The following is a 13,366-nucleotide window of genomic DNA, read 5'->3' as shown; positions in this document are numbered from 1 at the left end:
CTTTTATGCAACGTGATGATGAAGGAAGGGGGGCTCTGGCAATCCGATGTCAGGCAGGCGCGTTTGCCTTCACTTGTCGCGATTGACACTCATTTCGCCGAAGATGCGGGCGACTTCCTTCTGCAGCTCGGTATCGGCGCCGGTGATCGGGGCAAGCTCGGGATCACGGCGTGGCAGGTTGCCCGGCTGCGGCACCGCTTGGCGAGGCGCCTGGTTTGCCGGCGCCGGCACGATGCGTTCGGCCGTCAGATTGTTCGACATTTCCTCTTCCAGCACCCGCTGGAATTCATGACGGATCGCCGCTGCCGGCTGCGCAGCCGGCTCGTCTTCGGCCGTTGCAGGTGCGGCGCGCGCGGCCGCCGGCATGTCCTGGACAGACGGGGCTGAGACCTCGGGGTCGATTCGCTGTTGCGGCAGCACGCGCTGGCGGGCGGCATCGAGGATCTCGGCGGCACTTGAGGCATCGTGAAATGGTGCTGGCTGCGCGGCTGGGGGAGCGGCGGGACGCTCCGGCGGGCGCGGCTGGGGCGGGACGGCACGCAGAGGATTGTCGCGTTCGGCCGACAGCGGAGCTGTCACAGGCTCTGCCGGAAGAGGGCTCGTGACCACCGGCGGTGCCACGGCAGGCGGGGCCGGTGGTTGGGCCGACGGCTCTGGGCGCGGACGCGGCTCCGGCGAAACCGGCGCAGAGAAAGTGGGTTCGGCGGCCGGCTCGACACGGGCTGCGACCGGCGGGCGTGGTGGCGAGACCGGCGGCGTTTCCGGCCGCGCGACGGATATCGGACGCTGCTCGACGGGCTGCGGGCGGCTGGCACTGTCCGGCTGTTCGGCCGCTGCGGGGAGGATACGGCTCTCGATGACGATATCGCTCGGGCCGCCGATCATGATCAGGTGCTCGACATCGTCGCGGCGCACCAGCACCAGCCGGCGACGGGCATCGACGGCTGCGGCATCCAGCACCTGCAGCCGGGGCTGCCGGTTGCGGCCGCCGCGCACGAAGGGCGAGGGCGCCCGGCTGCGGATCACCCAGAGCACGATGATGAGCAGGAGAAGCGCCAGACCGACGCCACCGGCGGCAAGCAGGAAACGGCTGCCATAAGCTCCGACAACATCATCCAACATAGTCACTCACTCCATTTCGCATTCGGCACATATTGACGACTTTTCCGTTCCTTAGGCAAGGCCCGCCGATCCTGTCCAGTCACGGGAGAACGCGATTTCGTGTTCCGCTGCTTGGCACTCGACGACCTTGCGCACGGGCAGCAGCTGGGCTTCTGGGGCAGATGGCGCTGTTGCCTGTGAATTCAAGCAGTCTTGCCGACTAGCGGTGTTTTTGCCGACGCAGCAAATTGCTAAGAAGGAAAGAGTGCCTGATTCCTGCTTCGTGTTCGTGCTACGAAGCGGGAGGGCTTATGTGAGGAATACATGACGAAACCGCGTCAGGCCGACGACTATAACGCACCGCTTGTGGATCGTGGGGGGCGTTCTGGCACGGTCTTGCGCATTCTTCTGCTGGCGCTCGTGCTGATCGCTGCCGCCGGCGCCTTCGTCTTCTTCAAAAAGTCGCTCGACAACGAGGTCGTGCTTGGCGGTCTCGGCGTGCTCGCCATGGTCGGCATCTTCTTCCTGGTATCCTCGGTCATCGGCTTCATCGAGGTGATGCCGCAGCGCCAGTCCGACAGCCTGGCGCGCGCCTTCCTCAACAGCCATCCCGACGGAACGCTGATCACCGACGAAAAGGGCCGGATCATCTATGCCAATGCCGCCTATGGTGCGCTGACCGGCGCTCGCAAGGCGACCGAGGTGCAGACGCTGGAAACGCTGCTGTCGCGTCATCGCGAATCCAACGAGGCGCTCTACAGGCTGGTCAACGGGCTGCGCGAGGGCAAGGAAGGCCGCGAGGAATTCCGCCTGCTGCGTGCCGTCGGCCCCGGCAGCAACAGTTCCGGCGCCCATTGGTACCGGCTGAAGGCACGGCTGCTGCAGCCGGAGGAGAACGGCGGCAAGCCGCTGCAGATCTGGCAGATTACCGACATCACCACGGAGCGCGACGACCAGGAGCGCTTCTTCAAGGAATTGCAGAACGCGATCGACTATCTCGACCATGCGCCGGCTGGCTTCTTTTCCGCCGGCAGGAAGGGCGAGATCTTCTACCTGAATGCGACGCTTGCCGAGTGGCTGGGCCTCGACCTCACCAAATTCGTGCCGGGCTCGATGACGATCGGCGACGTGGTGGCGGGCGAGGGGCTCGCGTTGATTCAATCGGTGCAGGCCGAACCCGGCCTGAAGAAGACCGTGACGCTCGATCTCGACCTGCGCAAGAGCAATGGCCAGAGCCTGCCGGTGCAGATCATCCACAGCGTTACCTCGATGCGCGACGGCGCACCCGGCGAAAGCCGGACGATCGTGCTGGCGCGTGAAAAGAGCGATGCCGGCGGCCAGTCCGCTTCGGCCGCTGCCATGCGCTTCACCCGCTTCTTCAACAACACACCGATGGCAATCGCCTCGGTTGACGGCGACGGGCGTATCCTGCGCACCAATGCACCATTCCTGAAGATGTTCTCTGGTGTCGTCTCGCGCGATGACCTCGAAAAGGCGCCGCATCTTGAAACCATCGTGCAGGAGAGCGATCGGCCACAGCTCGCCGCGGCGCTGGCGGCGGCCAAGGACCGGCAGGGCGACATTGCGCCGCTCGACACCCGCACACCGACCGACGAGGCGCGCTATTTCCGCTTCTATGTCAATGCCGTCATCGACCAGAGCGACGAGGCGCCCGAGGAGGCGGCGATCGTCTACGCTGTCGAGGTGACCGAGCAGAAGGCGCTGGAAGCACAGATGGCGCAGACGCAGAAGATGAATGCTGTGGGAACGCTCGCCGGCGGCATCGCGCATGATTTCAACAACGTGCTGACGGCGATCCTGCTTTCCTCCGACCATCTGCTGCTGCAGGCGCGGCCCGCCGATGCCAGCTTCGCCGACCTGATAGAGATCAAGCGCAACGCCAACCGTGCCGCCGTGCTGGTGCGCCAGCTGCTCGCCTTTTCGCGCAAGCAGACGATGCGGCCCTCGGTGCTGAACCTGACCGATGTCGTCGGCGACCTGCGCATGCTGGTCGACCGGCTGCTTTCCGGCACCAATGTCAAACTCGACGTGCAATATGGCCGCGACCTCTGGCCTGTCAAAACAGACCTTTCGCAGTTCGAGCAGGTGCTGATCAATCTCTGCGTCAATGCGCGCGACGCGATGCCCGAGGGTGGCACGCTGACACTGCGCACCCGCAATCTGACCGCCGCCGAGGTCTCCGCCTTCAACTACTCCTACATGCCGGCCGAGGACATGGTGCTGGTCGAAGTCGCGGATAACGGCACCGGTATCGCTCCCGAGATCATGGACAAGATCTTCGAGCCGTTCTTCACCACCAAGGATGTCGGCAAGGGCACCGGGCTTGGCCTCGCCATGGTCTACGGCATCGTCAAACAGTCGGGCGGCTACATCCAGCCGGAATCCGAAGTCGGCAAGGGCACAACCTTCCGCGTCTTCCTGCCGCGGCACATTCCGGAGCCGGCGGTGGCCGCCGAAGCGGGCTCGATCGACGGCGCCATCGCCGGGGCCGAAGTGGTGCCGCTGCCGGTATCGCCGCAGCAGCCGGAGGACCTGACGGGATCGGCCGTCATCCTTCTCGTCGAGGACGAGGAGGCTGTGCGCCGCGGCGGCAAGCGCATGCTGGAAACGCGGGGCTACACCGTGCACGAGGCGGGCTCGGGCGTCGAGGCACTCAGCATCTTGGAAGAACTCGACGGCAAGGTCGACATCGTCGTCTCCGACGTCGTGATGCCCGAAATGGACGGTCCGACGCTGTTGCGCGAGCTGCGCAAGACCTATCCCGACATGAAGTTCATCTTCGTCTCAGGTTATGCCGAAGATGCTTTTGCCCGCAACCTGCCGCCGGAGGCGAAATTCGGCTTCCTACCGAAGCCCTTCTCGCTAAAGCAGCTCGCTGTTGTGGTGAAGGAGACGCTGGATGGGTGAGTGAGGTGCTGTCGGAGGGCACGCTGTGCCGTGCCGCATCCCCCTCTGCCCTGCCGGCATCTCCCCCACAAGGAGGGAGATCGGCTGGGTGCACTGGCTCCCTAACCAAATATCCATGCAGCTCGGCGAAACGTTGATGCGATGCGAAGGTTTTGCCGCTTGTAATCTCCCCACCTGTGGGGGAGATGCCCGGCAGGGCAGAGGGGGGCTGGAACGGCACCACCTCTCTGCTAAAAATTGATACCTGCCAGCCCGTCAACCTTCATTCACTCAACGCAACCGCAATCTCAGCCGCAAGCCGCGCATTATTCTCAACCAACGCGATATTGGTCTTGAGGCTCTGGCCGTCCGTCAGGTCGAAGATGGTCGACAGAAGATAGGGCGTTACCGCCTTGCCGGTCACTTCGTCGCGCTCGGCGCTGTCGAGTGCCCGCTCGATATAGATTTCCATCTCCTCGCGCGCGATCTCGTCGGCCTCAGGCACCGGATTGGCGACGAGCATGCCGCCGTCGACGCCGAGCTGCTCGCGCACCGTCTGGAAATTGGCGATGGCGGCCGGGCTGTTCAGCGACAGCGGGCTACGGATGCCCGAGGAGCGCGACCAGAAGGCGGGGAATTCCTCGCTCTCATAGGTGACGACAGGCACGCCGCGGGTTTCCAGCACTTCCAGCGTCTTTGGAATATCGAGGATCGCCTTGGCGCCGGCGCAGACGACGATGACGCCGGTGCGCGCCAGTTCCTCGAGATCGGCTGATATATCGAAGCTTTCCTCGGCGCCGCGATGCACGCCGCCGATGCCGCCTGTGGCAAAAACGCGGATGCCGGCGCGCGCCGCCGCGATCATCGTCGCCGCGACCGTGGTGGCGCCGGTGCGGCGCTCGGCGATGGCGAAGGCGAGATCGGCGCGCGACACCTTCATCACTTCGGTCGCCTTGGCGAGTTGCTCCAGTTCCGCGGCTTCAAGACCGATATGCAGCGTGCCGTGAATGACGGCGATCGTTGCCGGCACTGCACCCTGTTCGCGGATGATCGCCTCGACGCTGCGGGCCATCTCGATATTGCCGGGATAGGGCATGCCGTGGGTGATGATGGTCGATTCCAGCGCCACCACAGGCGCGCCGCGCTGCTTGGCGCTGGCGACTTCCTTCGAATAGGCGATCGGCAAAAGAGGGGAGATGGGCTTGGTCATGGTCTTGTCCTGTGATCGACAGAGCATGATGCCGAAAAGTGTGAGCGGTTTTCGGCATCATGTTCAATTATTTAATTGGCTGCTTCAATGCAGAATTCTGATCTGGGGAACAAGGGCAAGCGCCTCATTCAACAGCTCGGGCGTCAGATTTTCGTTGACGGCGTGCCGCGACTGCACGGTCAGTGTGGCGACCGCGGTGCCGTGGCGGATGGCTTCTTCGAGCGGCAAGCCTGATATCAAGGCGGCGAGTGTGCCGGCCGCAAGAGAATCGCCAGCACCCGTGACATCGGCAACGGTGTCGGCGATCGGCGGCTGCAACGTCACGGCGCGGCCATCGCAAAGCGCGACGAGCTCGCGCCGGCCGCGGGTGACGACGGCGTTCCTGATGCCGATCTCATTCAGCAACGGCGGCCAGCCGGCAGCCTCTTCCGGCCGCTCACCGGCAAGGGCGGCAGCTTCAGCCTCATTCAGGAACAGGTAATCAATATCCCCGATGCAGGGTTTCAGCCTGACGACCTTGGCCGGCGAGATGGCGATTGCCGCAACGGGCTTCGCGAGCGAATGCGCCTTTGCGACGATCGCCGCGATCGTCTCTTCCGGCAGGTTGGCGTCAAAGAGGATGAAATCATGGGCGGCGAAGGCCTCCCGCACCCAGCGGATGGAGAGACGCCGCGGCACGAAGAAGCGGTAGAGATCCATGTCGGCAAGGGCGATCACCAGATTGCCGTCCTTCTCGATGATCGCCGTGTAGCTCGGCGTCTTGCGGTCGAGGAAGACGAAAGGCCGGTCGTCGATGCCTGCGAAATCGGCAGCTTCTCCAACCGTCTCGCCCATCGGATCGCCGCCGCGCGGCGAGATCATCGTCACCTGAAAACCGAGCCTTGCGAGGTTGCGCGCCGCATTGAAGCCGCCGCCGCCCGGCTCCTCGAACCAGGTGCCGGGATTGCTGGCGCCAGGCGCCGTCTCGCCCGAGATTCGGCCACGCCGGTCGATATGCGCACCGCCGAGAACAAGAATCTTTTTCTTCATCCGATCCGCTCTCCCGATGCCCGAAGGACGAATCGATACGGTGCGCCCTGCCGCGGCCGAGTCGGCACTTTTGGCCTAAGCCGTTGCTTTTCATTGATAAAACAAATGCAGAACACGTGTCGTTTTACCTTTTTCTTTCAACTATTTGATCGCCTATTGCGAGAATGGAACAAATAGGGTACAAACTCGACATTGCTTGAGCGGCTTCAATAACCTAAAGGTGGATCGGATGTCTCAGAATTCATTGCGGCTGGTAGAGGACAAATCGGTGGACAAAAGCAAGGCGCTTGAAGCGGCACTCTCACAGATAGAGCGGTCGTTCGGCAAGGGCTCGATCATGAAACTCGGCTCCAACGAGAATGTTGTCGAGATCGAGACGATCTCGACCGGCTCGCTTGGCCTCGATATTGCACTCGGCGTTGGTGGCCTGCCGAGGGGCCGCATCATCGAGATCTACGGGCCGGAAAGCTCCGGTAAGACGACGCTTGCACTGCAGACGATTGCCGAAGCGCAGAAGAAGGGCGGCATCTGCGCCTTCGTCGATGCCGAACATGCGCTCGATCCCGTCTATGCCCGCAAGCTTGGCGTCGACCTGCAGAACCTTCTGATCTCGCAGCCCGATACCGGCGAGCAGGCGCTCGAAATCACCGATACGCTGGTGCGCTCCGGCGCCGTTGACGTTCTCGTCGTCGACTCGGTCGCCGCACTGACGCCGCGCGCCGAAATCGAAGGCGAAATGGGCGACAGCCTTCCCGGCCTGCAGGCACGACTGATGAGCCAGGCGCTGCGCAAGCTCACCGCTTCGATCTCCAAATCGAACACCATGGTTATCTTCATCAACCAGATCCGCATGAAGATCGGCGTCATGTTCGGTTCGCCGGAAACGACGACGGGCGGCAATGCGCTGAAGTTCTATGCTTCCGTGCGCCTCGACATCCGCCGCATCGGGGCGGTCAAGGAGCGCGAAGAGGTGATCGGCAACCAGACCCGCGTCAAGGTCGTCAAGAACAAGATGGCGCCGCCCTTCAAGCAGGTCGAGTTCGATATCATGTATGGCGAGGGTGTCTCCAAGACCGGCGAACTGGTCGATCTCGGCGTCAAGGCCGGCATCGTCGAAAAGTCGGGTGCCTGGTTCTCCTATAACAGCCAGCGTCTCGGCCAGGGCCGTGAAAACGCCAAGACTTTCCTGCGCGACAATCCGGATCTCGCCCGCGAGATCGAACTGTCGCTGCGCCAGAATGCCGGCCTGATCGCCGACCGCTTCCTGCAGAATGGCGGACCGGACCCGGATGACGGCGATGGCGATGCCACTGCGGAAATGTAATTTTCGCGCTTAAACTCATCGGACAGTTCCAACCGGCCGCATTCCTGATGAGAATGCGGCCGGTTTTGTTTGTCTGCTGGACAGTGGCGGGGGCGAACGTTAAAAGCCGATGAATTTAAATTTACCTGCCTCCGGCAGCATTGAAGGGCATAGCATGAGCGGTGTGAACGATATCCGGTCGACCTTCCTCGACTATTTCAAGAAGAACGGCCATGAGATCGTTCCGTCGAGCCCGCTCGTGCCGCGCAACGACCCGACGCTGATGTTCACCAATGCCGGCATGGTGCAATTCAAGAACGTCTTCACCGGCCTCGAAAAGCGTCCCTATTCGACGGCGACGACTTCGCAGAAATGCGTGCGGGCCGGCGGCAAGCACAACGACCTCGACAATGTCGGCTATACTGCACGCCACCTGACCTTCTTCGAGATGCTCGGCAACTTCTCCTTCGGCGACTATTTCAAGGAGAATGCGATCGAGCTTGCCTGGAAGCTCGTCACCGAAGGCTTCGACCTTCCGAAAAACCGCCTGCTGGTGACCGTCTATTCCGAGGATGAAGAAGCTGCGACGCTGTGGAAGAAGATCGCCGGCTTTTCCGACGGCAAGATCATCCGCATCCCGACCTCTGACAATTTCTGGCAGATGGGCGATACCGGCCCCTGCGGCCCGTGCTCGGAAATCTTCATCGACCAGGGTGAGAATGTTTGGGGCGGCCCTCCGGGCTCACCGGAGGAAGATGGCGACCGGTTCCTTGAATTCTGGAACCTCGTCTTCATGCAGTTCGAGCAGACCGAACCCGGCGTTCGCAACCCGCTGCCCCGCCCGTCGATCGATACCGGCATGGGGCTGGAGCGCATGGCCTGCATTCTGCAGGGCGTTCAGAGCGTGTTCGACACCGATCTCTTCCGCACGCTGATCGGCACCATCGAGGACACGATGGGCGTCAAGGCGGAAGGCAGCGCCAGCCACCGCGTCATCGCCGACCACCTGCGCTCCTCGGCCTTCCTGATCGCCGACGGCGTGCTTCCGTCGAATGAGGGCCGCGGTTATGTGCTGCGCCGCATCATGCGCCGCGCCATGCGCCATGCACAGCTGCTCGGCGCCAAGGAACCGCTGGTCTACAAGCTGCTGCCGACGCTGGTGCAGCAGATGGGCCGCGCCTATCCGGAACTGGTGCGCGCCGAAGCGCTGATCTCGGAAACGCTGAAGCTGGAGGAAAACCGCTTCCGCAAGACGCTGGAACGCGGCCTGTCGCTTCTGTCGGACGCGACGACGGATCTTTCCAAGGGCGATATGCTGGATGGTGAGACCGCCTTCAAGCTCTACGACACCTACGGCTTCCCGCTCGATCTGACACAGGATGCACTGCGTGCCCGTGAGATCGGCGTGGACATCTCCGGCTTCACCGATGCGATGCAGCGCCAGAAGGCCGAAGCCCGCTCGCACTGGGCCGGTTCCGGCGAGAAGGCGACGGAAACCGTCTGGTTCGAGCTTAGGGAAAAACACGGTGCGACCGAATTCCTGGGCTACGACACCGAAACGGCCGAAGGCGTCGTGCAGGCGATCGTCAAAGAGGGCGCGGTTTCGACCGAGGCCAAGGCCGGCGACAAGGTGCAGATCGTCGTCAGCCAGACGCCGTTCTACGGCGAATCCGGCGGCCAGATGGGCGATACCGGCGTGATCTCGTCCGACCACGCCAAGATCGAGATTTCAGATACGCAGAAGAGAGGCGAAGGCCTGTTCGTGCATCAGGGTATTGTCATCGACGGCGTGGTCAAGGACGGCGATGCGGTCGTGCTGACGGTCGATCATGCCCGCCGTTCGCGGCTGCGCGCCAACCACTCTGCGACCCACCTGTTGCACGAGGCTTTGCGCGAGGTGCTCGGCACCCATGTGGCGCAGAAGGGTTCGCTGGTCGCGCCCGAGCGCCTGCGTTTCGACGTCTCGCATCCGAAGCCGATGTCGGCCGAGGAGCTGAAGATCGTCGAGGATATGGCGAACGAGATCGTGCTGCAGAATTCGCCGGTTACCACGAGGCTGATGAGCGTCGACGATGCGATCGCTGAAGGCGCGATGGCGCTGTTCGGCGAGAAATACGGCGATGAAGTCCGCGTCGTGGCGATGGGCGAGGGCGTGCGTGGCGCCAAGGCCGGCAAGCCTTATTCGATCGAACTCTGCGGCGGCACGCATGTCGGGGCCACTGGCCAGATCGGGCTGATCCGCGTTCTCGGCGAAAGCGCCGTCGGCGCAGGCGTTCGCCGTATCGAGGCCGTCACCGGCGAATCGGCGCGCGAATATCTGGCCGAACAGGACGAGCGCGTGAAGACGCTTGCCGCCTCGCTGAAGGTGCAGCCGGGCGAAGTGCTGTCGCGTGTCGAAGCGCTGATGGACGAGCGCCGCAAGCTCGAAAAGGAATTGGCTGACGCCAAGCGCAAACTCGCCATGGGCGGCGGGCAGGGCGGCTCGGTCGATGCCGTGCGCGAAGTGGCCGGCGTCAAGTTCCTCGGCAAGGCGATTTCGGGCGTCGATCCCAAGGATTTGAAGGGGCTTGCCGATGATGGCAAGACCAGCATCGGTTCCGGCGTCGTTGCCCTGGTCGGCGTGTCCGACGACGGCAAGGCAAGTGCTGTCGTGGCGGTGACACCGGATCTCGTGCAGCGTTACAGCGCCGTCGACCTCGTCCGCATCGCATCTGCCGCCCTCGGCGGCAAGGGCGGCGGCGGCCGCCCCGACATGGCGCAGGCCGGCGGCCCCGACGGATCGAAAGCCGATGAAGCGATCGAGGCGGTTGCCGTGGCACTTGCCGGCTGAACTGCCGCCTGACATCAGTTTGAAATTCAAACCGGCTGCGAGATCATGGATTTCGCAGCCGGTTTTGTTTTCAACGACGGTGGTCCCTCGATGTTCAGTTGCGCGGCTGCAACGCAAGGCGACAGGCGAGCCCGGTGAAGACCGTTGCCAGGATATATTGCGGCAACCTCGGGAAACGGCTCGCCGATTGAAGTCTCGAACGGATCGTGCTTCCGAGGAAAATCACGGCGCCATTCACGACGAGGCCGATCCCGTTCAGGACGCTTGCAAGTATCAGCATCTGCATCGTCAGCGATCCGGCTGACGCATTCACGAATTGCGGAAAGAGCGCCATGACGAAGAGCGCCATCTTCGGATTGAGCAGATTGGTGGCAAGGCCCGCAAAGAAGATGCGCCGGCCCGACAGCCGCTTCAGCGTCGATGCCGGCTGAAAGGCGGCGCCTTCCGAGCGGACCGTCTTGTAGGCGAGATAGAGAAGATAGCAACAGCCTGCCCAGCGCACTGTTTCATAGGCGGCCGGCACGGTCATGAAGAGCTGTGACAGCCCGAATGCCGCGGCAAGGGCGTGGCAATAGGTGCCGAGCGCGATGCCGGCATAGGTCAGGAAACCGGCAGCGCGTCCCTGGCCGATACTGCGGGAGGCGATCAGCAGCATGTCGGGGCCGGGCGTGGCTGTCAGCACCAGCGCTGCGGCGGCAAAGAGCATTAATGTTGAAAAATCCGGCATCTATCATTCCTTTTGGGTTCGAGCCGGAATTCCGGTCTACGCAGGATTCGCCGAAGGTTCAAGTCCGCAGGATTTGTCAAATCGGGTTATGGTTCTCTCGAGCCGATCGATTTGCACGAGGTTTTGACATGAATGGCGAAACGGCATGGGCACTTTATGAAAACCGTCTGAGACGGGTTTCGGCCTATATTCACGACCACTTGGACGAGGAGCTGGATATGGAGCGCCTTGCCGAGATCGCCTGCATGTCGAGCTATCACTGGCACAGGATCTACCGGGCGATTTACGGCGAGACGCTGGCGGCCACCGTTAAGCGGCTCAGGCTGCATCACGCGGCGGGCGAGATCGTCCGCACGGAACTTGCCGTCAGTGAAATTGCAAAGCGATCCGGCTATCCCAATCTCCAATCCTTCAATCGTATTTTCAAGTCGGTCTACGGCATGCCGCCGGCCCGCTACCGGAAAGAGGGAAGCCACACAGCCTATGAGCCCTCACCTAACGGAAAGACCAAAGTCATGTTAGACGTTACCATACGCGAGATCGCGCCGATCGAGCTGATCGGCGTTGGCCATACCGGCTCCTACATGCAGATCGACAAGGCCTTCGAGATGCTGTTCGGCACGCTTTACGCCCGCGGCCTCGCCAAGCCCGACATGCGGATGATTGGCGTCTATCTCGACGATCCCGATCTTGTGCCGGAGGAAAAGCTGCGCTCGATCGCCTGCGTCACCGGCGCTTCCGACGTGCCGGCCGATGCGCCGTTCGAGCGGCGCGTGATCGACGGTGGCGATTATGCGGTGCTACGCCATAAGGGTCCCTATGCCAATATGCCCAAGTCCTATCAGTGGCTGTTTGCCGAATGGCTGCCGAAATCCGGCCGGCAGTTGAAGGACAGGGTCATGTTCGAGGAGTATCTCAACAATCCCCGCGACGTGCCGCCGAACGAGCTTCTGACGGATATTCACATGCCGCTCGTCTAAGGCCGTGGGGGGACCCGGCGGATCAGCCGCGCCCCCAAGATGCTCAAGACCACGCTCAGGCGGCCTGCATGGTCTTGATGGCTTCGTCATCAAGGGCGTTGGCCCGCTTGTAGGCCTCACGCTCGCTGATGCGGCCGACATAGTCGAGGAAGGCCTGGCGTCTTTCGATGCCGCCGAATCCGAGGCCCCAGCCGATATGGGAGCCGACATATACGTCGGCGGCGGTGAAGCGCTCGCCGGCGACATAGGTCGAAGCGGAGACGGCTTTCTCGAGTGTGTTCATGACGTCGCCGAAACCGCCGCAGCCGGCCATGCGCAGGCGTTCCTTCGGAATTTCGAAGCCGAGAGCCTTCATCGTCACCGCCGATTCGAGAGGACCGGCGGCAAAGAACATCCAGCGATAATAGCGGGCGCGCTCGTCCGGCCTCGGCGCCAGCGCCTTCTCAGGAAAGGTTTCGGCGAGATAGGCGCAGATCGCCGCGCATTCGGTGACGATGGTATCGCCGTGGCGGATCGCCGGCACCTTGCCCATCGGATTGACTGCGAGATATTCGGGCGCCTTCATGGTTTCGCCGAAGGTCAGGTATTCGGTGCGGTAGGGTTGGCCGATCTCCTCCAGCATCCAGCGCGCGATGCGGCCGCGCGACATGGGGTTCGTATAGAATACCAGTTCTTCAGTCATGACATCCTCCTCGTGTTCCCGTTATTCTACGGCCTTGCCGTTCCCCGGAATCAATAGTGCGGCAGGGCCTTTGTGCAACCCCAGACCGTTAGAGCGCCTTGCGGTACTGGATGAAACCCGAGCGCTCGGCGATCCGGTCGTAGAGCCGCCGCGCCGTTGCATTCGTTTCGTGCGTCATCCAATAGAGCCTGCCTGCGCCGTTTGCGCGGGCGAGGTCGGCGACGGCCTCGATCAAAGCGGCACCGGTGCCGAGCCCGCGCTGACTGTTGTCAACATAGAGATCCTGCAGATAGCAGGTCCATTGCGGCAGCCAGCAGGAACGGTGAAAGATGGCATGGACGATACCGACGAGACGGCCATCGTCGTCAAAGGCACCGAGCGCGTGCATCGGTTCTTCAGGATCGTGGAAGCGAGTCCAGGTGAGGTCCGTGGTTTCAGGCGGGATGACCACTTCGTAGAAGCGCTGATAGGCCTCCCACAGGGGCTCCCAAGCGGCGCGGTCCGAGGCTTCAAGCGGCCGCAGGATGACCGTCATCGGTTCATTCTCCTAAAATGAAAACGGCGGGGAAATCCCCGCCGCTTCGATGTTATCTTGGA

Annotated in this window: 10 protein-coding genes; 4 read left to right on the top strand and 6 right to left on the bottom strand. The window is 62.6% G+C overall.

The window, feature by feature from the left end:
- Positions 1-69 precede the first annotated feature (69 nt).
- Entirely contained in the window at positions 70-1,128 is a 1,059-nt protein-coding gene (locus tag ACD590_RS10915) for a flagellar biosynthetic protein FliO (protein WP_018242224.1), read from the bottom strand.
- Positions 1,129-1,425: 297 nt separating this feature from the next.
- Here ACD590_RS10915 and cckA point away from each other — a divergent pair, with 297 nt between their 5' ends.
- Positions 1,426-4,029 carry a cell cycle histidine kinase CckA gene (gene cckA, locus ACD590_RS10910; protein ID WP_115157478.1) on the top strand — a complete coding sequence of 868 codons (2,604 nt, stop codon included), beginning with the start codon at positions 1,426-1,428 and terminating at the stop codon, positions 4,027-4,029.
- A gap of 262 nt (positions 4,030-4,291) precedes the next feature.
- Here cckA and ACD590_RS10905 read toward each other — a convergent pair whose 3' ends face one another.
- Complete coding sequence (locus tag ACD590_RS10905; protein WP_018445184.1) at positions 4,292-5,218, bottom strand: pseudouridine-5'-phosphate glycosidase; 927 nt, start codon at positions 5,216-5,218, stop codon at positions 4,292-4,294.
- 84 nt (positions 5,219-5,302) lie between these two features.
- On the bottom strand, positions 5,303-6,247 hold the full coding sequence (locus ACD590_RS10900) for a carbohydrate kinase family protein (protein ID WP_018242221.1): 945 nt from the start codon (positions 6,245-6,247) through the stop codon (positions 5,303-5,305).
- A gap of 229 nt (positions 6,248-6,476) precedes the next feature.
- Here ACD590_RS10900 and recA point away from each other — a divergent pair, with 229 nt between their 5' ends.
- Positions 6,477-7,571 (top strand): recombinase RecA, encoded by a 1,095-nt coding sequence (gene recA / locus ACD590_RS10895; protein WP_003540131.1) that lies wholly within the window; start codon positions 6,477-6,479, stop codon positions 7,569-7,571.
- A gap of 154 nt (positions 7,572-7,725) precedes the next feature.
- Complete coding sequence (alaS, locus tag ACD590_RS10890; RefSeq protein WP_018242220.1) at positions 7,726-10,380, top strand: alanine--tRNA ligase; 2,655 nt, start codon at positions 7,726-7,728, stop codon at positions 10,378-10,380.
- A 94-nt stretch (positions 10,381-10,474) separates the two neighbouring features.
- Here alaS and ACD590_RS10885 read toward each other — a convergent pair whose 3' ends face one another.
- Complete coding sequence (locus ACD590_RS10885; RefSeq protein WP_032980421.1) at positions 10,475-11,107, bottom strand: LysE family translocator; 633 nt, start codon at positions 11,105-11,107, stop codon at positions 10,475-10,477.
- A gap of 128 nt (positions 11,108-11,235) precedes the next feature.
- Between ACD590_RS10885 and ACD590_RS10880 the strand changes: the two genes are divergently transcribed.
- The gene (locus ACD590_RS10880; protein WP_018242218.1) at positions 11,236-12,087 is read left to right on the top strand and encodes an AraC family transcriptional regulator; all 852 of its coding nucleotides are present in this window, start codon (positions 11,236-11,238) and stop codon (positions 12,085-12,087) included.
- Positions 12,088-12,142: 55 nt separating this feature from the next.
- On the opposite strand, the gene ACD590_RS10875 is transcribed toward ACD590_RS10880, so the two are convergent.
- The gene (locus tag ACD590_RS10875; protein ID WP_018242217.1) at positions 12,143-12,769 is read right to left on the bottom strand and encodes a glutathione S-transferase family protein; all 627 of its coding nucleotides are present in this window, start codon (positions 12,767-12,769) and stop codon (positions 12,143-12,145) included.
- A gap of 88 nt (positions 12,770-12,857) precedes the next feature.
- Positions 12,858-13,304 carry a GNAT family N-acetyltransferase gene (locus ACD590_RS10870; RefSeq protein WP_018242216.1) on the bottom strand — a complete coding sequence of 149 codons (447 nt, stop codon included), beginning with the start codon at positions 13,302-13,304 and terminating at the stop codon, positions 12,858-12,860.
- Positions 13,305-13,366: the final 62 nt, after the last annotated feature.

The sequence above is a fragment of the Rhizobium sp. 862_C5_N1_2 genome (assembly GCF_051811205.1).
Lineage (GTDB): Bacteria > Pseudomonadota > Alphaproteobacteria > Rhizobiales > Rhizobiaceae > Rhizobium > Rhizobium leguminosarum.
This window is presented reverse-complemented; position numbering and strand designations above follow the sequence as displayed.